The sequence below is a fragment of the Phenylobacterium glaciei genome (genome assembly GCF_016772415.1).
GTDB lineage: Bacteria > Pseudomonadota > Alphaproteobacteria > Caulobacterales > Caulobacteraceae > Phenylobacterium > Phenylobacterium glaciei.
Genome location: NZ_JAGSGD010000001.1, coordinates 902,558 through 924,799 on the forward strand (window position 1 = coordinate 902,558; position 22,242 = coordinate 924,799).

Sequence of the window (22,242 nt, forward strand, 5' to 3'; positions counted from 1 at the left end):
ACAGGTTGAGCTCCGGAACTGGGCCGTAAAGCGAATTCTACCTATGCGCGTTCTTTGGAGTTCTATTCCGCGCGGGAACGCGCACGGGACGGAGCCCCGGCGTCAGCCAAATGGCCTGAACCGGTGACGAATCCTCAAGCGCGGGCGGGATTTTCCAGACGGCTCATCCAGTGATCGGCGTCGTAGGTCGCATCCCCGGTCAGGTGGCGCCACAGCTTGATGCGGTTGACGTACTCCAGCCGCCCGGTGTCCTGCTCGAACCAGGGCTCTGGGCTCATCAGAATGGACTCCACCGTCTCGGGCTGGGCGCTCTTCACATAGAAGATCGGCCGCGGATTGGGTTGGGCGGGCAGGGTCGCCACGTCCCACTGACGCACCTGGGGGGTGCTGGGGTTCATGCGGATCTTGAACATGGTCCGCGTACGGTCGGCGTGGTTCACCCCGCCCCCGTGCCACAGCCCGTTGTGCAGGAAGAGCAGGGTGCCGGCCTCGCAGACCATATGCTGCTGGCCCCGCATGTTCTGGTAACGGCCCAGCGCCACCTCGCTGACCTTACGCAGATGGGTGCCGGGGATGAAGCGGGTGCCGCCCATCTCGCGGGTGACCTTGTGTGGGTAGTACATGACCTGCAGGTCGAAGCCCTTCGACGGGTCGACCGTGGAGTCCTGGTGGGTGTGCTGGGAGACGTTCTCGCCGCCGCCGGCCTCGTGATAGGCGGGCGGGAAGGTGACGTGCAGAAAGTGGTGGTCGAACACCGGATCAGGGCCAACAAGGCTCTGAATCGCGCCCCTCACCTGCGGCAGGTCCAGCAGCCGGCGGATGGCGGAGCCTTGCGGGTAGGTGGCCGACAGCGGGGCGCCGGCGGCGACCTCCGGGATTTCCGCCTGGAGCAGCAGCTCTCCGAAGGCGCGCATCACCTTGCGGCCCGGTTGCGGATCTGCGGCCTCGCCCACCTCGGCCAGGAACTGGCTGTTGATCTCCTCAGGGACCACGCCGTCGAAGCGCAGGAAGCCGCGGGCCGTGAAGCGCGCCATGGCCAAGGAGTCCAGCAAGACGGGCTGTTCGCTCATGACGCCATCTCCACAAGCTGCTCGAAGAAGAACTCGTATTTCAGATAGGCCAGGTCGAATTCCTCGCCGCGCGGGTGGGGCAGGATTTGCGAGGCCTGGAACAGCCGCCAGCCGTCGCGTAGGGCGTCGGCGCCGGTGCGATAGGGGGCCTCGTCATTGTCGCCGGCCATGGGGCGCGTCTGCCCTGTCCCGTCATAGACCGCCCAGGCGACCACGGGAGAATCCAGGGCCGAGTTGGCCAGGTAGAGAACCAGAACCTTCTGGCGCGTCATGTTTCCCCTCGTCCCCATGCTGACGACGGGGTTCGAAGGCGATCATGAGCCAGCCGACGGCCCATGGGAATGTCGAATTTCGGGGCAAGCGGGCCTGCTGCCGGCCCAGAGGGCGTGAGGCGTTCGTTCCCGTTCCGTTTCGCCGTGAAATCCGCTAGTCAGGACCCGTGAACGCGCTTGCCCCGAGTCTTGATCTGGCCCCCGCCCTCGTCGTCCTGCCCGGCCCCCGCGCCGCGGCGGCCGATGCGTCTCGGGCGCAGCTGATCCGGGCGCCGGAGGCCCGCGACCTCTTCGAGCACGGCCCGGTCCTGGTGGCCCATGCGGGCATGACCGCCAAGCGGCTGGGGGTGCATACGCCGGCCCGCTCGCAGGGCCTGTTTGACGCCCTGGAGCTGTTCGCCTTCGTGCGCCCCGCCCGTTTCTGCGCCCCCTCGGCGGCGGGCCTGGCCCTGGCCCTGGGCCTCCCCGAGCCCAAGGGCGCGGCGGAACAGGCCAAGGTGCTGCGCGAGGCCTGCCACGTCCTGCTGGCCGAATTGGCCCTGACACCCGAGCCGTCCCGCGAGGAGGCCCTGGCCGTCGGCGAAACCCTGGCCCGCGCCGGCTGGGCCTGGGGGACCGCCGTCATCGGCGCCCTGCGTTCGGCCCCGGTGGGCAACGCCTTCCGAGGCTCGGGCATGGATGTATGGACCCGTGTCGCCGAATGGGAAGAACAGGCGCCGCCGGGGGAGGCCGGCTCGCGGCCCATCGCGCCGGACGCCGCCGCCCAGCGGCTCACCGACCTGCTGCGCCAGGCCGGCCTGGACGAGGCCCGGCCCACCCAGGCCGAGTTCGCCGCCGAGGCCGCCTTCGCCTTCCAGCCCCGGGAGAAGGAGGGCGAGCCGCGCATGATGCTGGCCGAGGCCGGCACCGGGGTCGGCAAGACCCTGGGCTACCTGGCGCCCGCCTCCCTGTGGGCCGAGGCCAACGGGCCGGCGGTGTGGATATCGACCTACACCCGCGCCCTGCAGCGGCAGATCGAGCGCGAGAGCCACGCCATCTATCCCGACCCCAAGGTCCGCGCGAAGAAGGCCGTGGTCCGCAAGGGGCGCGAGAATTACCTCTGCCTGCTGAACTTCCAGGACCAGGCCAACACCGCCCAGCTGGGCGGGGCCGACCTGATCGGCCTGGCGCTGACCGCCCGCTGGGTGCGCGCCACCCGCGACGGCGACATGACCGGCGGCGACTTCCCGGCCTGGCTGCCCACCCTGTTCGCCATCCCGCCAGTGGGCCAGGCCAGCGCCGCCAACCTGGTGGACCGGCGTGGGGAATGTATCCATGCCGGCTGCGCCCACTATCGCGCCTGTTTCGTCGAGAAGGCGGTGCGCGGGTCGCGCCGCGCCGACATCGTCATCGCCAACCATGCCCTGGTCCTCACTCAGGCCGCCTTCGACGGCGCGCGGGCGGCGCGGGGCTCCAAGGCCGACGGAGAGACAACCCAGCTCAAGCGCATCGTCTTCGACGAGGGTCACCACCTGTTCGACGCCGCCGACGCGGCCTTCGCGGCAGCCTTGTCGGGCGCGGAGTCCGCCGAACTGCGCCGCTGGATCCGGGGACCGGAAGGCCGCGGCCGCCGGGGCCGGGGTCTGGAGGCCCGCCTCATGGAGGTGCTGGGCGACCGCGACGACGCCAAGCGCGCCCTGGTGGACGCCACCCGCGCCGCCGCCGCCCTGCCGGGCGAGGGCTGGTCGGGCCGGGTCGCCTCGCCCAATGGCGAGGTCAATCCGTCGGGCCCCATCGAGCACTTCGTGGTGGCCATCATCGAGCAACTCCGCGCGCGGGCCGCGCCCTCGGAAGTGGGCATGGAATGCGCCGCCCGCCCGGCGCTGGATCTCGTGCGCGAGACCGCGCGCGCCGCCGCCTCGGCCCTGGCCGCCATCGAGGCGCCCCTGCTGGCGCTGGCCCGTCACCTGGAGGATGTGCTGGACGACGAGGCCGCAACCCTGCCGCCCGGCGATCGAGCCCGCATAGAAGGCGCCCTGCGCGGCCTGGACCGTCGCGCCCGGATGACCCTGCCGGCCTGGCGCTCCATGCTGCGCGCCATCGACGAGGACTCCGAGGACGATCCCGATTTCGTCGACTGGTTCGACGCCACCTTCCTCTATGGCCGGGTGGTGGACGCCGCCTGCCGCCGCCACTGGGTCGACCCCACCGAGCCCCTGACCAACACCGTCATCGCTCCGGCACACGGGGTGCTGGTGACCAGCGCGACGCTCGCCGACTCCACCCTGGCCGATCCTTTCGCGCTGGCGGAAATGCGCACCGGCGCCGCGCGCCTGCCTGACCGTCCCAAGACCCTGCGTCTGGCCTCGCCCTTCGACTACGAGACCAACGCCCGGGCCTTCGTGGTCACCGATGTCGGCCGCGACGACCCCCGCCAGGTGGCCGCCGCCATGCGCGAGCTGTTCCTGGCCGCGGGCGGCGGGGGCGTCGGCCTGTTCACCGCCATCCGCCGACTGCGCGCCGTGCATGAGCGGATCGCGGCGCCGCTCTCCGACAAGGGCCTGGCGCTCTACGCCCAACACGTCGATCCCCTGGAGGTCGGGGCCTTGGTGGACATCTTCCGGGCCGAGCAGGACAGTTGCCTGCTGGGCACCGATGCGGTCCGCGATGGCGTGGACGTGCCGGGCCGGTCCCTGCGCCTGCTGGTCTTCGACCGCGTTCCCTGGCCGCGCCCCGATATCCTGCACAAGGCCCGCCGGGTCCGCTTCGGCGGCAAGGCCTATGACGACAGCGTCGCCCGCAACCGCATCAGCCAGGCCTTCGGCCGCCTGATCCGCCGCGCCGACGATAAGGGGGTGTTTGTCATGCTGGACGCCGCCGCCCCCACCCGCCTGTTCTCCGGCCTGCCGGAAGGGGTGAAGATCGAACGCCTTGGCCTGGTGGAGGCCATCGAGGCGACTGCGGCGTTCCTGGGGACACCGAGCGCCGACTAGAGCATGTTCCGATCGGTGGGAACCGGTTATCGGATCGAAACATGCTCCAACTTTTTGAATTAGAGCCCTTTTTATCCCTTTGGACAATTCCGTCTAAAGGGAAGGGCTCTAGGCCGCGCGCATCTGCTCGAACAGGTCGGCCGGATGTGGCGAGGCGTAGAGGCTGACACCGGTGGCGGTGCGGATCGCCTCGGCCGGCTGATCCCACAGGGTCTCCCAGTCCAGGCCGATCAGGGCCGGGCTCTGCCGGCCGTGGGTCCAGGCCGACAGGATGATGTCGAGGAACAAGGGCAGGGCCTCGGGCTGGTTCAGCGCGATCTTGCTGGTGATCATGCCCAGGAACATCGACGAATAGTGGTGGCCGAACTGGGCCATCTGGAAGCCCGAGATCGCCACCTCGTGCAGGGCGGTGGTCCGGTAGCCGGCCAGGATGTGCCACAGGTCATGGCACTGCAGGATGCGGGCGTTGAGGTAGTCCAGCGGCGCGGGCATGTCGGCCAGGCCGAGCGCCTCGCGGTCCAGCACCTCCAGGTCAAAGCCGTTGTCGACGATCAGGTCGTGGAACTCCGCCCCCAACGATCCCGCCGGGCAGCGGGCCAGGGCGGACAGGGTGAACTTCGACGGATAGCCCACCGAGGCGGCGTCACGGACGCCCGGATAGAGCAGGGCGATCTGCGCCACGCGGGTCTTCAAGGCGGGCAGGGTTCCGGCGAGCGCCGCGGTGCGGACGGTGGTGTGCCCGGCCTCGCGATTGGCGACGGGATCGTCCACCAGGTCCCAGAAGCCCCCCCAGAAGGCGGCGGGGACCGGTTCGGCGACACCGTGAGCCTCGATCATGGGGCCACGCGGGGCGACGCCGAGCCAGCCCTCAGTGGCCCCGTCATAGATCACCGCCAGCCGCTCGGGCGCGCAGGCGGCGGCATGGACGAACAGCGCCGCCATATCCGCCTGGCTTCCGCCGCCCGCCCGAAGCTGGGCGGCCAGGCGGCGGGCGTCTTCCCCATCGCCGCCCTGGATCACCTGGGCTTCGAAGCGCGCACGCGCCGGTTGGTCGATCATGCTCGGGTCCTTCGAAAGCGTTGTCCACAGGAGCCTAGCATTCCCGCGGGGAAATCAAGCCACCGCGGCTTTGGAGAACAGGTTGATCACCAGCACCCCGGCCAGGATCATTCCCATGCCAATTACGGCGGGCAGATCGAGCTTCTGTTTGAAGATCACCCAGGCCAGCAGGGTGATCAGCACGATGCCGATCCCCGACCAGATGGCGTAGCTGATCCCCACCGGCACGGTCTTCATGGACTGGGACATGCAGTAGAAGGCCACGACATAGCCCACCGAGGTGATGATCGAGGGGATCAGCCGCGTGAAGCCCTCCGAGGCCTTCAGCGCGGTGGTGGCGATCACCTCGCAGAGGATGGCGATGCCGAGCCAGGCGTAGCCGTTCATGGAGCTGGTCCCTTCGATCGCCCGGACGAATCGCCGGGCCAGGTCAGCTTAGGTGGGTGGTCCGACCGCTGCGATGGCCTCGCGCACCAGCCGCGCGACGCCCTCGATGTCGTTGCCGGGCGTGGGCGTGATCCCCAGCCGCACCACCACCAGCCGGGCGGACGGCACGATCACCACATACTGGCCGTCGTGGCCGCGCGCGAAGAAGGCGTCGGCAGGCATGCCGAGTACGATCCGCCGGCGCGCGCCGGGGCTGTCGCCGCGATTGGTCCAGAAGCCCGCCCCATAGCCGACAAGGCTGCCCGGCGTCGGTCGGGAGGAATAGTCCGCCCAGCCTTCCGGCAGGATAAGCTCACCCTCCACCTTCCCGTCATCCAGATAGAGTTGCCCCAGTCGCGCCCAGTCCCGGGCGCTGGCCCACATGTGCGTGGCGCCCAGCGGCGTGCCGGTGGCGTCCAGCTCCAGGGTCGGATGCTCCATCCCGATGCGATCGAACAGTTCGCGCCGCGCGAAGGCCAGCATGGCGGCCTCGGTTCCACCGGCCTGGTCGCGGATGATGCGTGAGGTGATGGTTGGGCTGGCGTCAGCGTAGGTCCAGCTTGTTCCCGGGCTGGCGGCCAGGGGCTGCGCCTGCGCGAACCCGGCCATGTCCCGCTCGGCGAACAGCATCCGGGCCGAGGGATCGAAGGCGCTCTTGAGACTTGAGTTCAGCGAGTCCCCTAAGGCCAGGCCGCTGGTCATCCGCAGCAGGTTGTCGAGGCTGATGCTGCGACGGCTATCGTCCTTCCAGGCGGCGACCGGGGCCGGGCCGTCCACCGAGAGCTTTCCCTGCTGGACCAGAACACCCACCAGCGCGTTGGTCACCGACTTGGTGGCCGACCAGCCGGTGATCGGGGTGTCGGGGCCATAGCCCCGGGCATAGCGCTCCCCGACGATCTGACCGTCGTGCAGGATCACCACCGCCTTGGTCCGCCGCCACGGCTTGGCGGGCTCGACAAAGGCCTCGTTCAGAGCCGCCTCGATGGCCGCCGACGCGGGCGCCTTGGCCAGGGGATGCTGTCTCGGAGCCGGGATCGGTTCGGGCGGCGGCGGTGGCGGCGCGCCCTGCAGGACCAGACAGCCCGAGGGGCCGCGATAGACCGCCCGGGTGGTCGCCATGCCCGCCAGGCTGGCGCTAACCGACCGCCCTGCGCGGTCCACCTTGGTCCGCATCAGCCAGCGGGCCGGCCCCAGCTCCGGGTCCACCGCCTCGCGGCGGAACGCCTGCGGGTCGATCCGGGAGACGAAGGCGGCCGAGCAGACCTGGTGGCTGGCCAGGCCGGTGGCCACATGGGCCGCGCCGCTGAGCGCGCCGCAGCCGGCGAGCGGCAGGGTGGCGGCGATCAGCAGCCAGGGACGAAGGGATGTCATGTGAGGGCTCCAGGAAGGTGAGCCCCATCTGCTCCCTCAGGCGCCGCGCCGCTCGCCGGGTTCGAAATCCGGCTGGCCGATTCCGGAATCGGCGGACGCGCGCCGGAAGTCGGTGGGCGTCATGCCGGTCTCGGCGCGGAAGGCGCGATTGAAAGGTCCCAGGGAATTGAACCCGGCGTCCAGCGCGATGGTGAGGATGGGCACGGAGTCCTGTCCGCGGTCGGCGAGGGCCGCCTTGGTCTCGTCGATGCGGTAACCGTTGAGATAGGCGTTGAAGTTGCGCTGGCCCAGATCCGAATTGATCAGCCGTCGCAGACGGTATTCCGCCGCCCCCAGCCGCTCGGCCAGCTTGCCGATGGTCAGGCCCTCCTGGCGATAGGCGCGGTCGATGCTCATGGCCCGGTCGAGGGCGGCGGCCAGGCCCTGGTCGGCCGGCTCGACAGGCCGCACGGATGCGGCGGGGTTCGCCGACGATAGCCAGCCCTGGCCCGCGACCCGCAGCAGGGCGGCTGCGACGCCGAGGGCGATGATCGCCAGCGCCAGGGCGCGGATCAGGCTGGCGAGGTCGGGGACGGTCGCGCGAGGTCCCAACAGGTCCGACAGGGCGTTCAGCGCGATGAACCCGGCCGCGGCGCCCACCACGAAGGGCCGCGCCCGGCGCCTCGGCTCCACCAGGTCGGCGGGCCAGGAGGCCAGGGTCTGCCCCGCCGCCAGCAGGCCGAGCCCCAGGGACTCCAGCACCAGGAAGCCCCGCACCGCGATGGCGATGGGGGTCATCTCCGGTCCGAGGGCCCGGGCTTCGTAGAGCCCCACCGCGACGATCCCCAGCCAGGCCGCCGCATGCCAGGCCCGGGGCCGGAAGCCGTCCTCGAACATCGCCCGTGCAAACAGCCAGAAGGCCAGGTTACCGCCCGCCATCAGGGCCTGGGCGGGAAGAGTCAGCAGCCCCAGGTGGCCGCGCAGGGCGACTGTCGTGCACAGGGCGAACCCCACGGCGCTTAGGGCGAGCAGGGCCCCGAACCGCGCCGCCGTGACCTGCCGATGGTCCCGCACCAGCAGGCCGGCCACCAGGATCAGCAGGCCGCAGGCCGCGCCCCGCAGCATAAGGTCCAGGCTCGGCAGAAGTTCCGGCATGCGCCCCCCGTCGAGCGGCCTCAAAGGTCTCTTATGCTGGAGCCTGACCTGCGCCTGCACCGGTGTCCACGGCGGTTTGCGCTAGCGCAGTCGGGCGGCCTGGAAGCAGTCGATAAAGGCGCGCAGGCCTGCCGACGGCAGACGCTGGCGCGGGTAGTAGAGGGCGATGCCGGGGAAGGGCGGCGTCCAGTCAGCCAGGACCTGAATCAGCGTGCCCGAGGCCAGGTCCTTGGACGCCGAACGACAGTTGACGAAGGCCAGGCCCGCGCCGCCGCGCGCGGCCTGAAGGCTGAGATCCGGGCTCCCCAGAACCAACCGGCCGGGCGGATCGAGGCGGGTCTCCTCCCCCTGGCGCGCGAACTCCCAGCGCAGGATCGTCCCGCTGGGCAGGCGGGCGCGGATACACTCGTGCGCGAAGAGGTCGGCGGGGACCTTTGGCGCGCCGCGCCTGGTGAGATAGGCCGGTGAGCCCACCACGATCATCGCCTCCTGAACGCCCAGCGATAGGGCGATCATCTCCTGTGGCGCCGTCTCGCCCAGGCGCAGGCCGGCGTCGAATCCCTCGGCGACGATGTCCACCATGCGGCCCTCGCTCACCATGTCGACCCGCATGTCCGGATAGGCGGCCATGAAGTCCAGCACGATGGGCAGCACCCGCTCGGCGGCGCCCTCCGACGCATTGAGGCGCAGCAGCCCGGTGGGGGTGTCACGGAACCGGTTCACGCTCTCCACGGCGTCCGCGATCTCCCGCAGGGCCGGCTGCACCCGCGCCAGGAACTGTTCGCCGGCCTCGGTCAGCGACACGCTGCGGGTGGTGCGATTGAACAACCGAACCCCGAGCCGGCGCTCCATGCTGGCGATGGCATGGCTCAAGGCCGAGGGAGACACCGCCAGTTCCGAGGCCGCCGCGCGGAAGCTGCGGTGGGCCGCCACCGCCGCCATGGCGTTGAGCTCGTTCAGGGCCAGACCGGACATTGTGCGGAATCATTCATTACTGCATGCGGATTTGAGCGGATTATCACAGCAAAGCCGTGGGCGCATATGGGCCTCTCAAACCCGGAGACCCCCATGCCCAAGACGGTCCTCATCACCGGCTGTTCCACCGGCTTCGGCCAAGCCGCCGCGCACCTGTTCGCCGCCCGCGGCTGGAACGTGGTGGCCACTATGCGTAACGCGGTCCAGAGCTCGGCCCTCGCCGCCCTGCCCAATGTTCTGGTCACCCGGCTCGACGTCCAGGACCGGGCCAGCATCGAAACCGCAATCGCCGAGGGGGTAGCCCGGTTCGGCCGGATCGATGTCCTGGTCAACAATGCCGGCTTTGGCCTGTTCGGCGTCTTTGAGGCCGCCAGCCGCGAGAAGGTGCAGGAGCAGTTTGACGTCAATGTCTTCGGCCTGATGGACGTGACCCGCGCCATCCTGCCCCACATGCGCGCCAACCGATCCGGCGTGATCGTCAATGTCAGCTCGGGCGCCGGAGTGTTCGGCCTGCCGATGATCTCGCTCTACACGGCCTCGAAGTTCGCCATGGAGGGTTTCTCGGAGTCGCTGTCATACGAACTGGCGGGCCTGGGGATCGCGGTGAAGATCGTCGAGCCCGGCGGTGTCACCTCCACGGACTTCGGCAAGCGCAGCGGGGCGGAAGCCGTCGAGGCAGAGGCGCCGGCCGACTACGACGTTTTCCTGGCGGGGGCGGCCAAGGTCTTCGAAGGCCTGCGTGACGATCGCGGCCTTGGCACCAGCGAGGAAGTGGCGGAATGGATCTACACCGCCGCCACGGACGGGAGCGACCAACTGCGCTACGTCGCGACGGAGGGCATCAAGCCGATGGTGGCCGCGCGCCGTGAGACCTCGGAGGCGCAGTACATGGCCTTCATGCGGGAGCGCGTGGCCCCCAAGCCTTAGTCAGTGCTTGCCGCGATCGCGGCCGAAGTTGGGTTCGGCGCTTTCCTGGCCCGCGGCGATGATGCCGCGGCGGATTTCGCGGGTGCGGGTGAAGAGCTCGAAGAGCTTGTCGCTCTCGCCCCAGCGAATCTGCCGCGACAATGCCTGCAGGTCCTCGGTGAAGCGGCCGAGGATCTCCAGCACCGCCTCCTTGTTGGCCACGAAGACGTCACGCCACATGGTGGGGTCCGACGCCGCGATGCGGGTGAAGTCGCGGAAGCCGCCGGCGGAATACTTCATCACCTCGGCCTGGGTAACCTCCTCCATGTCGGCGGCGGTGCCGACGATGTTGTAGGCGATCAGGTGGGGCAGGTGGCTGGTGACGGCCAGGACGAGGTCGTGGTGTCGGTCGTCCATCAGTTCGACGTTTGCGCCGAGCGCCCGCCAGAACTCGGAGAGCTGGCTGACGGCCTCCAGATAGGCATCGTCCTGCCGCGGCTGCGGGGTGAGGATCACCCAGCGGCTCTGGAACAGTTCGGCGAAGCCCGCGTCGGGTCCGGAATGCTCGGTGCCGGCGATGGGGTGGCCAGGCACGATGAAGACGGTGTCGGGCAGGGCGGCCATGAGAGCCTGGGCGACGAAGCCCTTCACCGAGCCCACATCGGTGACGATGGCGCCGGGCTTCATGGCCGGCGCCGCGGCCTTGGCGGCCTCGCCCATGGCCAGGACAGGGACGGCGAACACCACCAGGTCGGCGCCGGCCACGGCTTCGGCGATATCCCCGGTGACCTTGTCGGCATAGCCCAGCTCGACGATGCGGGCGCGGTGCGCCTCGCTGAGGTCAGCGACGATGATCTCGCCGACGCAGCCGGCCTCGCGGGCCGCCAGGATCACCGAGGAGCCGATCAGGCCGCAGCCGATCACGGCCATGCGGGGGAAGAGGACCTCGCCCATCAGGACTTCACGAAGGCGGCCAGCGCCTCGACCACGGCGCGGTTGTGCGCTTCCAGGCCGATGGTGATCCGCAGGTGGTCGGGCAGGCCGTAGCCGGTCACGCCCCGCACGATGATCCCCTTCGAGGCGAGGTACGCCTCGGCCTCCTTGGCGGTCTTTCCGGGCGTCCTCGGGAAGCCCACCAGCACGAAGTTGGCCGCCGACGGCACGGGCTCCAGGCCCAGGCCGCCGAGTTGCTGGATCAGATAGGGCCGCCACTGTTCGACGAGCGCCAGGGACCGGGCCTGGAAGTCGTCGTCGCCCAGGGCCGCGACGCCGGCCAGCTGCGCCGGGATATTGACGTTGAAGGGCAGGCGGATGCGGTCGAGCGCGTCGGCCATCTCCACCGGCATATAGGCCCAGCCCACCCGCAGGGCGGCGAGACCATGCAGCTTGGAGAAGGTGCGGGTGACCACCACGTTCTCGAACTCGCGCACCATGGACATGCCGTCCTCGAAGGCGGGGTCGGCGACGAACTCGGCATAGGCGCCGTCGAGCACCAGCACGACGCTGGGGGCCAGGCCTGCGTGCAGACGGCGGATCTCCTCACCGGTGATCCAGGTGCCGGTGGGGTTGCCGGGGTTGGCGACGAAGACCAAGCGGGTGCGGTCGTCGACCTCCGCCAGCAGGGCGTCGACGTCGATGCGGTGGTTGATCTCCTTGGCCAGCTTCACGGTCGCGCCGCAGGCCCGGGCGCCGATGGCGTAGGCGCCGAAACCGAACTCGCCCTGGACGATGTTGTCGCCCGGCTCGAGGAAGGTTTGGTTCAGCAGCTGGAAGATCTCGTCGGAGCCGCAGCCGAAGATCAGGCGCTCGGGCTCCAGGCCGTACTTTGCGGCGATGGCGGTCCGCAGGATTGTAGTGCGACCGTCGGGATACATGTGCAGCTGGTCGATGGCGCCGGCGAAGGCCGCCTTGGCGTCCGGGCTGCAGCCCAGGATGTTCTCGTTGGCCGACAGCTTCAGCGAATGTTCGATACCGTCGACCTTGGCCTTGCCGGGCACATAGCAGGCGATGTCGAGGATGCCGGGCTTCGGCGTGGGCCGCTGGGCCTTGGCGCGGTCGAGGACGGTGTCGGACATGGGACGCTTCAAGCGGGAGTGAGGCCCGCCTCTTACACGTCCAGCGGGGCGGGCGCAGCCCCGATCACCCCGGAAAGGCGCCCGGGCGCGCGGGCCAGGCGCTCGTCCCCGGCCTGGTAGAAGCCGATCAGGGCGAAAAGCTTCAGGCCGCCGACCTCGGCGATCAGGTCGCCGGCCACGCCGTCGCGGGAGAGCGCCTCCTCGATGGCGGCCGCGGAGCCGGGTGCGTCGGTGACCCAGAAGGTGCGGTCATCGCCGGTGGGCTCGACCTCCACCTCGGCGACGGCCAGCGCGGTCATCGGGCCCCAGGCGGCCAGGCAGGGGAGGGCGGCGAACACCTGCAGCTTCGGATCGGCCAACAGGCGGCCCCACCAGGGGGTATCCGAGGCCAGCGGCAGGACCCCGACCCCGCCAGGGGTCTTGGCGGCGGCCAGCGCCTCGTCGGCCTTGCCGACCGTGCGCAGAGGCGGGGCTGCGCCGAAGCGGTGGCGGGCCAGTTCGACGGCCTTGGCCGGGTCCTTGCCGCCCCAGACGTTGATGTGGAAAGGCCCCTGGCGCGAGAGGCTGTCGCCGATCAGCTCGTGCCAGATGCGGACGACGAGGCTGGGCCTCGCCGCCGTGCGCTCCTTGGCAAGCAGGCGTCGTAGCAGGGCGGTCTCGCGACCCGGACGCAGGGCGAACTTGTCGCCGTCGCCGGCGGCGGCCTTGGCGGTGGCCACGTCCTTGGCGAGACCCGCGCGCTCATCGACCAGGGCCAGCAGGGCGGCGTCGATCTCATCCAGGCGCGCGCGCACGGCGTCGAGCGACGGTGCGGCAGGCTTGGGATCGGCGTCGGCCATTTTGTCCCCCGAAAACGAAGGTTCGGCGCTTAAGTCATCGAACGCCCCGGCGCAATAGGCCCATCCGCCGCAATAAAGTTGCACGGGAAACCGGTTGCCGCGCAAAGCGCCAATGGCCAAGCTGCAAGCATGACCCCGACCCTGTTGCTCGACCTCGATGGCACCCTGACCGATCCGGCCCCCGGCATCCTCGCCGGCGTCCGCGCGGCGATGGCCGCCCTGGGGCGCGAGCCGCCGCCGGACGCCGACCTGCTGTCGGTGATCGGCCCGCCGATCCGGGTTTCCTTCCGGCGGCTGATGGGGCCGGACGCCGATGTCGAGGAGGGTGTGCGCCTCTATCGCGCCTATGCCGCCGAGCGCGGACTGAAGGATGCTGCGGTTTATCCGGGCATCCTCGAGGCGCTCGGCGAACTTCGCGAGGCCTATGCGGGCCGCGTGTTCATCTGTACCGCCAAGTCCCAGCCCTTCGCCCAGATCACCGCCGACCACTTTGGCTTCAGCCCCTATCTGGCCGGTGTCTATGGCGCCCATCCCGATGGCCAGTTCGAGGACAAGGCCGACCTCATCGCCCACATGATCCCTGCGGTGGGCATCGACCCGGGCGCCGCCCTGATGGTCGGCGACCGCAGCTACGACATGATCGCCGCCCGCAAGAACGGCCTGGCCGCCCTGGGCGCGCTCTGGGGTTACGGCTCGGAGGCGGAGCTTTCGGAGGCCGGCGCCCACGCCCTCTGCGCCGCGCCGTCCGACCTGGCGGCCAGTTGCCGCGACCTCGCCGCCAGTGCTTAGCTGCGACCGCTAGAGGTCGTAGGTGTTGGTGGTGGTCGCGGGCGATGTCAGCCCCGGTGTCGTCATCAGAACCCCAGGGCCAGGCCTTCGGCGCGGGGGTCGGAGCCCCCGGCCAGGACTCCGGTGAGCGGATCGCGGGCGATGGCCTGGGCCGCGCCGCCGCCGCCCCAGGCGCTGAACCGGCGCAGGGTGTGGCCGCGAGCCTCCAGCTCCGCCAGGACGCTGTCGCCCACGCGGGACTCGATCTGCAGCTCATAGGGATTGGGCAGGGTGGAGGGATCGGTGCCCGGCCAGACGGTCCAGCGCGGCGCCTCGATGGCCGCCTGCACGTCCAGCCCGCCGTCGATCAGGGCCACCAGGGTCTGCAGGTTCCACTGCGGCTGGCCGTCGCCACCCGGCGTGCCGCCCACCAGGACCGGCGTGCCCGAGGCGTCGGCGACCGAGTAGCAGTTCAGCGTGTTCATGGTCTTCTTGCCGGGCGCGAACAGGTTCGGGTGTCCGTCCTCCAGGGAGAAGCCGCGTCCGGCCCGGTTGTTCAGCACGACACCGGTATCACCCGCCACGACCCCACTGCCGAAGTTGGAGGAGACCGACTGGATCAGCGAGACCATCATGCCCTGGCCGTCGGCGACGCAGAAATAGGTGGTGTCGCCATCGTTCATTCCGCCTGCTGGGACCGTAGGCGCGGCCTTGTCGGGATCGATGGCGGCGAAGCGTTTCTCGGCCCAGGCCTTGGAGAGCAGAGTCTCCAGGTGCGGGTTTCCGAAGGCCGGGTCCTGGGCGAACCCCAAGCGGTCGGCATAGGCGAGCTTCACGGCCTCGGCCAGCAGGTGGATGGCGGCGGCGTCGCCCCGCGCCAGGGCCGGGCCGCTGGCCTGCTCGGCGATGTTCAGAGCCTCCAGCAGGATCATCCCCTGGCTGGGCAGACCGGTCTGGAAGACCGTATGGCCGCGAAAGGTGGTGGCGATGGGCGGCTCGAGCACCGTCTCGTGTCGCACCAGATCGTCGGCTGACAATGCTCCGCCCTGGGCCGCCATGAAGGCCGCGATCCGGTCGGCGATATCGCCATTGTAGAAGGCTTGGGTCCCCTGCGCCGCGAGCGTTCGCAGGGTGCGGGCGAGGTCGGGCTGGCGCAGGACCCGCCCCACCTTGGGAACCTCGCCGCCGAGCAGGAAGACCGCCGCCGAGGCCGGATATTGCCGCAGCAGGTCCGCCGAGGTGGCGATGAAATGGACCCCCAGCGGGGTGATGGGGAAGCCGTCCGCATAGCCGATGGCGGCCTGGGCCAGTTCTGACAGGGGCCGCGATCCGAACCGTTCGAGCAGGGCGCCGAAGGCGTGGACCATGCCGGGCGTTCCCACCGACAGCGGGCCCCGGAAGGGCATCTTCACGCCGGTGGGGCTGGGATCGCCGTGCGCGCGCATCTGCTCCAGCGTGGCCGAGCGCGGCGAGACGCCACTGCCCAGGACCGCGACCGGCGCCTGACCCGGCGCATGGACGATGGCGAACAGGTCGCCCCCCAGGCCGCACATCTCGGGCATGACGACGGCGGCGGTCAGGCCGCCAGCGATGGCGGCGTCCACGGCGTTGCCGCCGGCCTTCAGCACCGCCAGGGCGGTGGCCACGGTGAGCGGATGGGCGGCGGCGACCATGCCGCCCTGGCCCAGGCTCGGCGACATCCGCCGCTGCGAGAACCCCGGCGGCCTGGCGTTGGGCTGGCCCAGCATCAGTAGACCCGGGGCGAGGCGCCGACCGCCACGGGCCCAAGGGTCATGCGTCCGGCCTCGAAGGTCAGGGTCGCACGCGCCACCGAGGCGCTGTCCTCACGCGCCACGGCCACGGCGGCGGCGGCGAGCGCCGTCTCCGGCGGCAGGGTCCCGCTGGCGGCCATGGCGGCCAGAGCGCGAGGCGCCTGGCGCAGGGTCACGTCCATCGATCCCACCAGCCGGCCGTCATAGCCGACCCCGAGCTGGCCGCTCTGGGCGCCGATCAGGGCGTCGCCGGCGGTGACGCCCGCCTGTTTCACCTGGATCAGGCCGCCACTGGTGCTCCAGGCCCGCACGGCGGCGGGCCAGGTCTGGCCCTTGAAGCCGCTCATCTTGGTGAGGATCGAGTCCCAGACGATGGAGATCGGCTTGTCCCCGGCCAACTGGGCGAACAGACCGCTGAGCTGGGCCTTGCCGTTCTCGACCTTGAACAGGATGGCCCCCTGGTCGTCGGGGCCGGGCCGCAGGTGCAGTTCCACCTTGTCGGCGGCCGACAGGCCGAAGGGCTGCGCGCCCGCACCCGGCGCGAAGGTCAGCTTGCGGCCTTCGAAAGAGAAGGCCGGGGGGTGCTTGCCCACGTCGCTCAGGCTGGCCCGCAGCAGTTCGCCGCGCACCTCCACCGGGCCGCCGATGGGCCGGGTCAGGGTCAGGCCCTCGGGCGCCGCGCTGATCCAGTGGCCAAGCGAATAGAGGAAGGCCTCGCCCTCCAGTCTCGGTATGGCGATAGCCCAGCCGCCGGGCTCGCGGATGCGGGCGTCGGTCAGCACCACGTCCAGGCGGAAGGGATAGCCGCCCAGGGTGCGGTCTTTCCACGAGACCTCGTAGCCGGCCTTCCGCAGTTGGTCGGCGGCGGCGTCCATCCGGGTCGCAGCCTGGCCGCGCACCTGCAGCCACAGGGCGGTCCACCCCGCCATGGCGATGAGCAGGACGATGAATGGCGCATAGAGCCAGAACCTTCGCGGTTTGCGGGCGGGTTCGGGATCAGGCACAGGGGGGGCTTCGGGGGTTTTGGAACGGCGGGCCATGTCTGTTGAGCGTTGGGTTTTCGGTTACGGGTCGTTGATGTGGCGGCCTGGATTTGCGTACGTCGAACGCCAGAGCGCCACCCTACATGGCCGCCGCCGCGCCTTCTGCATCTATTCCGTCCACCACCGTGGCACCTATGAACGCCCAGGACTGGTCCTGGGTCTCGCCCCCGGCGGCGCGGTGCGCGGGGCGGCCTATCGCGTGGCGGAAAAAGACTGGGGCGAGGTCTACGCCTACCTGCGTGAACGCGAGCAGCCCACCGAGACCTATGTCGAGAGCAGCGCCAATGTGCGCCTCGCCGACGGCCGCCGGGTCGAGACCCTGGTCTTCCTGTCCGACACCCACCATCCGCAGTGGGCGGGCGCGCTGAGCCTGGAGCGCCAGGCCGAACTGATCGCCGGGGCCACGGGGCTTTCGGGGAAGAACGTCGACTACCTGCGCGACCTGGTGGGGCACCTGCGCGCCGAAGGTGTCCATGACGCGGTGATGGCCAAGCTTCTGGGGCTGGTAGAGGCCCGCGAGCGCGAGGCCGACTAGGCCGCGGGGGCCGTGACGGGCGGCCGATAGGCCGGATCGGCGGCCAGCAGTTTCTCGGTGGCCGCCTCGATCCGCTCCTCCAGGGTGCGCATGAACTCGCCGCGTTTCAGGCCGGGCGGGATCGGCTCCAGATATTCGAAGACGATCACGCCGGGCGTCAGGTTGAAGCCCTTGCGCGACCAGTGGACCCCGGCGTTGGTGGCCATCGGATAGACCGGCAGCTCGAGCTCGCGGTAGAGGGCCGCGATGCCGGGCTTGTAGTCGCCGGGCGCGCCCGGATCGCCGCGGGTGCCCTCCGGGAAGATCACCAGCTGGCGGGGGATCTTGAAGCGGTCCTTGGCGTCGCGGACCAGCTTGCGCAGCGCCGTGGAATGCCCCGCGCGGTCGACGCTGATCATCGTCGCCTTCATGGCGAACCAGCCGAAGAAGGGGATCATCAGCAGCTCCTTCTTGGTGACGAAGCAGGCGTCCGGCAGCAGGGAGAACTGGGAGAAGACGTCGAACATCGACTGGTGCTTGGGGGCCACCAGGGCCGCCGTGGTGGGCATGAATTCACGCCCGCGCACCTCGACCTCGATCCCGGCGATCACCTTCAGCAGGAACCGGATGCCCCGGCTCCAGAGGCCGAAGGTGGCCGCCGTCCAGCTGCGCGGCGCGATCAGCAGCGGCGTGAGGATCACCAGGGAGACGAAGACCGACCAGGCGTAGAACACCACGGCGAAGGTCAGGGAGCGCAGCTTCTGCAAGGTCAGGCCTTCTTATCTTGGGCCGGGGCGTCGTTGGGCCCCAGTTTCCGCACGGCCTCACGGCCGAGGATCGCCAGATACTTGGAATATTCCACGATCATCAAGCGCGCGCCGCCGCTGGTCCGCCACCAGCGCTTGGCGTTCACGATCCTTGTCGCCACCGGATAGGGGCGCAGGTCGATGTCGGGCATGGTGGCCCGCAGCTCCAGCATGGCGCGGGGCATGTGGTAGTCGGCGGTGACCACGATCAGGCTCTTGTAGTGCAGCCTGTGGGCCCAGTCGGCGGTCTCGCGTGCATTGCCCACCGTGTCGGCGGCGGTGAAGTCCAGGTCCACGCAGCAGTCATAGAGCCGGCGGACCGCCTTGCTCACCGTGCGGATGTCCTCGCGGCTGGCCTCGGGATTGACACCGGACACCAGCATCCGGGCGGCCTTGCCGTCCTCCAGCAGGCTGACGGCGGCCGCCAGACGTTCGTTGGAGCCGGCGCCGGTCAGCGCCACGATGCCGTCGGCGCGTGGCGGCTCGGCTATCGGGGTCGAATTCTCGATCCTCGCGGCGAAGGACATCAGGCCGACAGCCCAGATCAGGGCGGCCACCAGGATTGCGACAAGGCTTCTCATGTCATCTTCGCGATCAGCGCCTGGGCGGTCAGGCGCGCGGCGATGGCCGCCACCAGCCCTGCCGCCACGGGACAGGGCAGGACGGCCAGCAGATCGGTCCAGGCGATGGGCAGCACCGGGGTCAAGCCTTGGCCCCCTCCCATGAGGCGCAGTATCGCCCCCATGATCGCCGCCCCGCCCGCGCCGAACAAGCCCGCCAGCGCGGCCATGCGTGCAAACCGCATCTGGAACAGCCGGGCGATGAAGTCATCCTCGGCCCCGGCCAGGTGCAGCACCTCCACCACCTCGTGGCGGGCCGTGAGGCCGGCGCGGGTGGCGAAGGCCACGACGGCTCCCGCGGCGGCGGCGATCAGGGCGAACACCGCCAGCCCGATCCAGCGGGCGAAGCCGGCGGCGCGCTGGATGTCCTTCAGCCAGATAGTGTGGTCGTCTACCACGGCGTCCAGGCCCTGGGCCTTCAGCGCCTTGTCGAGGCTGGCCGCGGTGGCCGGCGCCTTGGGGTCGAGGTCCACGGCCACCAGACGCGGCACCGGCAGGTCGTCGAGGTCGGCGGTGTCGCCCAGCCAGGGGGCGATCAGGGCCTCGGCCTTTTCCTTCTCCAGGGCGCGAACCTCGCCGACGCCCGGCAGGCCCGACAGGGCCTCGGCGGCGCGCGCGGCGGCGCTGTCGGGGGTCTCCGAGCCCTTGGCCCGGACGATCACCGTGGCCTGGCCGGTGAGCTGGTCACTCCAGCCCCGCGACGCGCGGTCGGTGGCCAGGACAGTCAGCGCCGTCAGGCAGGCCAGGAAGCAGAGGGTGGCCACCACGAAGATCAGCGAGCCGTCGCGGGCGTCGGCCTCGGGCAGGAAGGCGGCGGGTTTCCAGCGGCCGGGATCGAAGTCGCTCATCCGCCGCCGCCTATCGGGCCGAGATTGGTCAGCCGGCCGTCCTCCAGGTGCAGCACTGGCTTACCCGAGCGGGCCACCAGATCCTGGTCGTGAGTGGCGATCAGCACGGTGGTGCCCAGGCGGTTCAGCTCCACGAACAGCCGCAGGATGCGCAGGCCCATCTCGTGGTCGACGTTCCCGGTCGGCTCGTCGGCCAGCAGGATGTCGGGGCGGTTGACCACGGCGCGGGCTATGGCGAGCCGCTGCTTCTCGCCACCAGCGAGCGTCGCGGGCATGGCGTGCATCCGGCTGCGCAGGCCCACCCAGGCCAGCAGCTCGGCTACGTCCTGGCGATAGCTGTCGGGCTTGCGGCCGGCGATGCGCAAGGGCAGGGCCACGTTGTCGAAGGCGCTCATGTGGTCCAGCAGGCGAAATTCCTGGAACACCACGCCAATCCGCCGGCGCAGCATCGGCTGCTGCTTCACCGGCACGGCCGACACGTCCTGGCCGAACAGATGCATCAGGCCCTTGGAGGGCTTGGCGGCCAGGTAGATCAGCTTCAGCAGCGAGCTCTTGCCCGCGCCAGAGGCCCCGGTGAGGAAGTGAAATGAGCCCGGCGCGAGAGAAAAAGTTAGGTCTTTCAACGTCTCGGGGCCGCGGCCATAGCGCATCGACACGTCATCGAAGGCCAGGATGGCGCCCTCGGCGTCGAGCGCCTCCTGGTCATGCGGCTGTCTGGACATCGGCCTTCCCGGCTACCCTAAGCCCGGTCGATGCGCCAGCAGAACCGGCGTGGGAGCGCGGCGAGCCCAAAGGCCCTAGGGCCAAGCTCGCGGCTTGGCTCGCCTCACGGGCGAATCTCCCGGCTGGACGATACGCCGCTGCCGGGATTTGGGTTTTGGCAAGCCCCGCGTGCTAGGAATCGCGATAACAGTTCGCTTCGGTGCGGGAATTGCGGGGAAAAGCCTGCAGAACCGCTTGACCAGGGCGGCGACGCTCCAGAACAACAGCCCAGGTTACGAGACCCATTCCGCCGTCATGATCCTGACCTGTCCAGAGTGCGCCACCAGCTATTTCGTGGACGATCGCAAGATCGCCCCGGAGGGCCGTGCGGTGAAGTGCGCCTCCTGCGGTCACCGCTGGACGGCCCATCCCGAGGCGACCCTGGAGCTGGACGTGTCGGCCGAGGAGGGCGCGGTCGCCCGCGACCCCTTCGAGCCGCAGATCGAGGAGCCAGCCGCTCTCAGCGACCTGCCGGGCGCCGAACTGCCCAAGGTGATCCGCGCCAAGGTGGAGACCACCCGCAAGGTGCGGGAGGCTGCCGCCCACGGCATCGTCTGGGCCGGCATGGCCGCGACTCTGGCCATCGTCGTCGGCCTGGCCGTCGTTTTCCGGGTCGATGTCGTGAAGATCATGCCGGGTTCGGCGCGGGCCTATGCGCTCGCCGGCCTGCCGGTGAACACGCTGGGCCTGGTGATCGAAGGCTCGCGGGCCGAACCGGCCCTGCAGGACGGCCACGCGGCGCTGTCCATCTCCGGCATGATCCGCAATGTCGAAGACCACGCGATCGTCACTCCGCCGCTGAAGATCGAGCTGCTCGACAAGGCCGGCAAGACCATCGTCACCAAGGTCGCCCGTCCCGCCGATCCAGTGGTGCCGCCGGGTGAGACCCGCCACTTCGCTCTGGCCATCCTCGATCCGCCGACCACGGCCCACGATCTGCAGATCTCCTTCGTCCCCGACACCGCCAAGGCCAAGGGCAAGAAAACCCACGCCAAGGTGGCTGTGCCCGCCCACGCCGCGCCAGAACATTCCCTGCGTGGCGCGGCCGAAGCCGACGTTCCGCAAGCCGACCATGGCCCGGCGCCGGTGGAGGCCAAGCCCCTGTCGTCCGATAGCCCCTATGCCCTGGAGCCCCATGGCTGATCCCGTCGTCTTGCTGTCGGAGGAAGAGGTCGCTCGCCGCGTCGCGGCCCTGGCCGCCGAGATCGCGCCCAAGATCGACGACGACACCGTGGCGGTCTGCCTGCTCACCGGCGGCCTGTGGTTCGCCTCGGACCTGACGCGGGCCTTGTCGCGCCTGGGCCGCCATGTCCGCTTCGACGCCCTGTGGCTGGCTTCCTATGGCGACGAGCGCGCCAGCCTGGGCCGCTGCGAGGTGCGCGCCGACCTGCAGCGCCCATTGTCGGGCCGCACCGCCCTGATCATCGACGACGTTATCGACACCGGCCTGTCACTGTCGGAAGCCAGCCGTCTGGTCGGTGACGCCGGCGCGGCGCAAACCTTTACCGCCGTCTTCGCCTCAAAGCCGTGGCCGACGCCCCGCGCCATCGTCCCCGACTTCGTCGCCTGGGAAGCGCCGGCCCGCTACCTGGTCGGCTACGGCATGGACGCCGCCGGCGCCCTGCGCGGGCTGCCCTATATCGGGGCGCTGGACTGACCTAGAGCATGTTCCGATAAGTGGGAACCGGTTATCGGATCGAAACATGCTCTAGTTTTTTGAATTAGAGCCCTTTTTATCCCTTTGGACGATTCCGTCTAAAGGGAAAGGGCTCTAGGGCGCGGGGGGCTTGACGGTCAGCTTCGGCGCCATCTTCCAGGCGATCGGCGGTGTCAGGACAATCGACAGGATCACCACGATCGGCAGCAGCACATCGGCCTTCGCTGACAGGGCCGGGATCATCAAGACCGGAATGGCGCCCATGCCGAACAGGACGCCGGCCACCATCAGGCCAAGGATTGCGGCGATATAGACTCGCGTACTCATGAGGGGACCTCCTAGGTCACCCTAGG

At 69.9% G+C, this 22,242-nt stretch carries 23 protein-coding genes; 6 read left to right on the plus strand and 17 right to left on the minus strand.

Annotated elements, in window-relative coordinates; translation table 11 throughout:
* Positions 1 to 134: 134 nt before the first annotated feature.
* Positions 135 to 1,070 carry a phytanoyl-CoA dioxygenase family protein gene (locus tag JKL49_RS04410; protein ID WP_215338497.1) on the minus strand — a complete coding sequence of 312 codons (936 nt, stop codon included), beginning with the start codon at positions 1,068 to 1,070 and terminating at the stop codon, positions 135 to 137.
* On the minus strand, positions 1,067 to 1,342 hold the full coding sequence (locus JKL49_RS04415; RefSeq protein WP_215338498.1) for a hypothetical protein: 276 nt from the start codon (positions 1,340 to 1,342) through the stop codon (positions 1,067 to 1,069). The genes JKL49_RS04410 and JKL49_RS04415 overlap by 4 nt, the downstream gene beginning before the upstream one ends.
* Positions 1,343 to 1,509: 167 nt before the next feature.
* Between JKL49_RS04415 and JKL49_RS04420 the strand changes: the two genes are divergently transcribed.
* Positions 1,510 to 4,314: an ATP-dependent DNA helicase gene (locus JKL49_RS04420; protein WP_215338499.1), complete on the plus strand. Its 2,805-nt coding sequence runs from the start codon at positions 1,510 to 1,512 to the stop codon at positions 4,312 to 4,314.
* Between the two features lie 108 nt (positions 4,315 to 4,422).
* On the opposite strand, the gene JKL49_RS04425 is transcribed toward JKL49_RS04420, so the two are convergent.
* From JKL49_RS04425 to JKL49_RS04445, 5 genes are all read right to left on the minus strand, one after another.
* Positions 4,423 to 5,373 carry a Coq4 family protein gene (locus tag JKL49_RS04425; RefSeq protein WP_215338500.1) on the minus strand — a complete coding sequence of 317 codons (951 nt, stop codon included), beginning with the start codon at positions 5,371 to 5,373 and terminating at the stop codon, positions 4,423 to 4,425.
* Between the two features lie 54 nt (positions 5,374 to 5,427).
* The gene (locus JKL49_RS04430; protein WP_215338501.1) at positions 5,428 to 5,760 is read right to left on the minus strand and encodes an SMR family transporter; all 333 of its coding nucleotides are present in this window, start codon (positions 5,758 to 5,760) and stop codon (positions 5,428 to 5,430) included.
* A gap of 48 nt (positions 5,761 to 5,808) precedes the next feature.
* Positions 5,809 to 7,170, minus strand: coding sequence for a serine hydrolase domain-containing protein (locus JKL49_RS04435; protein ID WP_215338502.1), 1,362 nt, complete (start codon positions 7,168 to 7,170; stop codon positions 5,809 to 5,811).
* Positions 7,171 to 7,206: 36 nt separating this feature from the next.
* On the minus strand, positions 7,207 to 8,304 hold the full coding sequence (locus JKL49_RS04440; protein ID WP_215338503.1) for an AraC family transcriptional regulator: 1,098 nt from the start codon (positions 8,302 to 8,304) through the stop codon (positions 7,207 to 7,209).
* Between the two features lie 81 nt (positions 8,305 to 8,385).
* Complete coding sequence (locus JKL49_RS04445) at positions 8,386 to 9,279, minus strand: LysR family transcriptional regulator (protein ID WP_215338504.1); 894 nt, start codon at positions 9,277 to 9,279, stop codon at positions 8,386 to 8,388.
* A 93-nt stretch (positions 9,280 to 9,372) separates the two neighbouring features.
* On the opposite strand from JKL49_RS04445, the gene JKL49_RS04450 reads away from it, so the two are divergent.
* On the plus strand, positions 9,373 to 10,206 hold the full coding sequence (locus JKL49_RS04450; protein WP_215338505.1) for an SDR family oxidoreductase: 834 nt from the start codon (positions 9,373 to 9,375) through the stop codon (positions 10,204 to 10,206).
* Here JKL49_RS04450 and JKL49_RS04455 read toward each other — a convergent pair whose 3' ends face one another.
* Genes JKL49_RS04455 through JKL49_RS04465 form a run of 3 tightly spaced genes read right to left on the minus strand, consistent with a single transcriptional unit; the run spans position 10,207 to position 13,099 of the window.
* The gene (locus JKL49_RS04455) at positions 10,207 to 11,139 is read right to left on the minus strand and encodes a prephenate/arogenate dehydrogenase family protein (protein ID WP_215338506.1); all 933 of its coding nucleotides are present in this window, start codon (positions 11,137 to 11,139) and stop codon (positions 10,207 to 10,209) included.
* Positions 11,139 to 12,260 carry a histidinol-phosphate transaminase gene (hisC, locus tag JKL49_RS04460; protein WP_215338507.1) on the minus strand — a complete coding sequence of 374 codons (1,122 nt, stop codon included), beginning with the start codon at positions 12,258 to 12,260 and terminating at the stop codon, positions 11,139 to 11,141. The genes JKL49_RS04455 and hisC overlap by 1 nt, the downstream gene beginning before the upstream one ends.
* 32 nt (positions 12,261 to 12,292) lie before the next feature.
* A complete protein-coding gene (locus JKL49_RS04465; protein ID WP_215338508.1) occupies positions 12,293 to 13,099 on the minus strand; it encodes a chorismate mutase in 807 nt (268 codons plus the stop codon).
* Positions 13,100 to 13,228: 129 nt separating this feature from the next.
* Here JKL49_RS04465 and JKL49_RS04470 point away from each other — a divergent pair, with 129 nt between their 5' ends.
* Positions 13,229 to 13,888 (plus strand): HAD hydrolase-like protein, encoded by a 660-nt coding sequence (locus JKL49_RS04470; protein ID WP_215338509.1) that lies wholly within the window; start codon positions 13,229 to 13,231, stop codon positions 13,886 to 13,888.
* A 65-nt stretch (positions 13,889 to 13,953) separates the two neighbouring features.
* Here JKL49_RS04470 and JKL49_RS04475 read toward each other — a convergent pair whose 3' ends face one another.
* On the minus strand, positions 13,954 to 15,615 hold the full coding sequence (locus JKL49_RS04475; protein WP_215338510.1) for a gamma-glutamyltransferase family protein: 1,662 nt from the start codon (positions 15,613 to 15,615) through the stop codon (positions 13,954 to 13,956).
* Positions 15,615 to 16,643 carry a DUF2125 domain-containing protein gene (locus JKL49_RS04480; protein WP_215338511.1) on the minus strand — a complete coding sequence of 343 codons (1,029 nt, stop codon included), beginning with the start codon at positions 16,641 to 16,643 and terminating at the stop codon, positions 15,615 to 15,617. The genes JKL49_RS04475 and JKL49_RS04480 overlap by 1 nt, the downstream gene beginning before the upstream one ends.
* A 34-nt stretch (positions 16,644 to 16,677) precedes the next feature.
* On the opposite strand from JKL49_RS04480, the gene JKL49_RS04485 reads away from it, so the two are divergent.
* Complete coding sequence (locus JKL49_RS04485; RefSeq protein ID WP_215338512.1) at positions 16,678 to 17,217, plus strand: gamma-glutamylcyclotransferase; 540 nt, start codon at positions 16,678 to 16,680, stop codon at positions 17,215 to 17,217.
* Here the strand turns inward: JKL49_RS04485 and JKL49_RS04490 are convergent.
* From JKL49_RS04490 to ftsE, 4 genes are read right to left on the minus strand one after another with little or no spacing between them, the layout of a single operon-like run.
* On the minus strand, positions 17,214 to 17,963 hold the full coding sequence (locus tag JKL49_RS04490) for a lysophospholipid acyltransferase family protein (RefSeq protein ID WP_215338513.1): 750 nt from the start codon (positions 17,961 to 17,963) through the stop codon (positions 17,214 to 17,216). The genes JKL49_RS04485 and JKL49_RS04490 overlap by 4 nt on opposite strands.
* Before the next feature lie 2 nt (positions 17,964 to 17,965).
* Positions 17,966 to 18,583: a YdcF family protein gene (locus JKL49_RS04495; RefSeq protein WP_215338514.1), complete on the minus strand. Its 618-nt coding sequence runs from the start codon at positions 18,581 to 18,583 to the stop codon at positions 17,966 to 17,968.
* Positions 18,580 to 19,470, minus strand: coding sequence for a cell division protein FtsX (locus tag JKL49_RS04500; RefSeq protein WP_215338515.1), 891 nt, complete (start codon positions 19,468 to 19,470; stop codon positions 18,580 to 18,582). The genes JKL49_RS04495 and JKL49_RS04500 overlap by 4 nt, the downstream gene beginning before the upstream one ends.
* On the minus strand, positions 19,467 to 20,192 hold the full coding sequence (gene ftsE / locus JKL49_RS04505; protein WP_215338516.1) for a cell division ATP-binding protein FtsE: 726 nt from the start codon (positions 20,190 to 20,192) through the stop codon (positions 19,467 to 19,469). Before ftsE ends, JKL49_RS04500 begins: the two co-directional genes overlap by 4 nt.
* 235 nt (positions 20,193 to 20,427) lie before the next feature.
* Here ftsE and JKL49_RS04510 point away from each other — a divergent pair, with 235 nt between their 5' ends.
* Together JKL49_RS04510 and JKL49_RS04515 are read left to right on the plus strand one after the other, a co-directional pair.
* Positions 20,428 to 21,375 carry a DUF3426 domain-containing protein gene (locus JKL49_RS04510; protein ID WP_215338517.1) on the plus strand — a complete coding sequence of 316 codons (948 nt, stop codon included), beginning with the start codon at positions 20,428 to 20,430 and terminating at the stop codon, positions 21,373 to 21,375.
* On the plus strand, positions 21,353 to 21,889 hold the full coding sequence (locus JKL49_RS04515) for a phosphoribosyltransferase (RefSeq protein ID WP_215338518.1): 537 nt from the start codon (positions 21,353 to 21,355) through the stop codon (positions 21,887 to 21,889). The genes JKL49_RS04510 and JKL49_RS04515 overlap by 23 nt, the downstream gene beginning before the upstream one ends.
* 114 nt (positions 21,890 to 22,003) lie before the next feature.
* Here JKL49_RS04515 and JKL49_RS04520 read toward each other — a convergent pair whose 3' ends face one another.
* Entirely contained in the window at positions 22,004 to 22,216 is a 213-nt protein-coding gene (locus tag JKL49_RS04520; RefSeq protein WP_215338519.1) for a hypothetical protein, read from the minus strand.
* Positions 22,217 to 22,242 lie beyond the last annotated feature (26 nt).

Coding starts and splice junctions, on each gene's coding strand:
- JKL49_RS04435 (WP_215338502.1), bottom strand. CDS start 7,170: ATGACATCCCTTCGTCCCTGGCTGCTGATCGCCGCCACCCTGCCGCTC.
- JKL49_RS04455 (WP_215338506.1), bottom strand. CDS start 11,139: ATGGGCGAGGTCCTCTTCCCCCGCATGGCCGTGATCGGCTGCGGCCTG.
- JKL49_RS04425 (WP_215338500.1), bottom strand. CDS start 5,373: ATGATCGACCAACCGGCGCGTGCGCGCTTCGAAGCCCAGGTGATCCAG.
- JKL49_RS04500 (WP_215338515.1), bottom strand. CDS start 19,470: ATGAGCGACTTCGATCCCGGCCGCTGGAAACCCGCCGCCTTCCTGCCC.
- JKL49_RS04430 (WP_215338501.1), bottom strand. CDS start 5,760: ATGAACGGCTACGCCTGGCTCGGCATCGCCATCCTCTGCGAGGTGATC.
- JKL49_RS04415 (WP_215338498.1), bottom strand. CDS start 1,342: ATGACGCGCCAGAAGGTTCTGGTTCTCTACCTGGCCAACTCGGCCCTG.
- JKL49_RS04485 (WP_215338512.1), top strand. CDS start 16,678: ATGTCTGTTGAGCGTTGGGTTTTCGGTTACGGGTCGTTGATGTGGCGG.
- JKL49_RS04470 (WP_215338509.1), top strand. CDS start 13,229: ATGACCCCGACCCTGTTGCTCGACCTCGATGGCACCCTGACCGATCCG.
- JKL49_RS04495 (WP_215338514.1), bottom strand. CDS start 18,583: ATGAGAAGCCTTGTCGCAATCCTGGTGGCCGCCCTGATCTGGGCTGTC.
- JKL49_RS04520 (WP_215338519.1), bottom strand. CDS start 22,216: ATGAGTACGCGAGTCTATATCGCCGCAATCCTTGGCCTGATGGTGGCC.
- JKL49_RS04450 (WP_215338505.1), top strand. CDS start 9,373: ATGCCCAAGACGGTCCTCATCACCGGCTGTTCCACCGGCTTCGGCCAA.
- JKL49_RS04445 (WP_215338504.1), bottom strand. CDS start 9,279: ATGTCCGGTCTGGCCCTGAACGAGCTCAACGCCATGGCGGCGGTGGCG.
- JKL49_RS04475 (WP_215338510.1), bottom strand. CDS start 15,615: ATGCTGGGCCAGCCCAACGCCAGGCCGCCGGGGTTCTCGCAGCGGCGG.
- JKL49_RS04440 (WP_215338503.1), bottom strand. CDS start 8,304: ATGCCGGAACTTCTGCCGAGCCTGGACCTTATGCTGCGGGGCGCGGCC.
- ftsE (WP_215338516.1), bottom strand. CDS start 20,192: ATGTCCAGACAGCCGCATGACCAGGAGGCGCTCGACGCCGAGGGCGCC.
- JKL49_RS04465 (WP_215338508.1), bottom strand. CDS start 13,099: ATGGCCGACGCCGATCCCAAGCCTGCCGCACCGTCGCTCGACGCCGTG.
- JKL49_RS04515 (WP_215338518.1), top strand. CDS start 21,353: ATGCCCTGGAGCCCCATGGCTGATCCCGTCGTCTTGCTGTCGGAGGAA.
- JKL49_RS04410 (WP_215338497.1), bottom strand. CDS start 1,070: ATGAGCGAACAGCCCGTCTTGCTGGACTCCTTGGCCATGGCGCGCTTC.
- hisC (WP_215338507.1), bottom strand. CDS start 12,260: ATGTCCGACACCGTCCTCGACCGCGCCAAGGCCCAGCGGCCCACGCCG.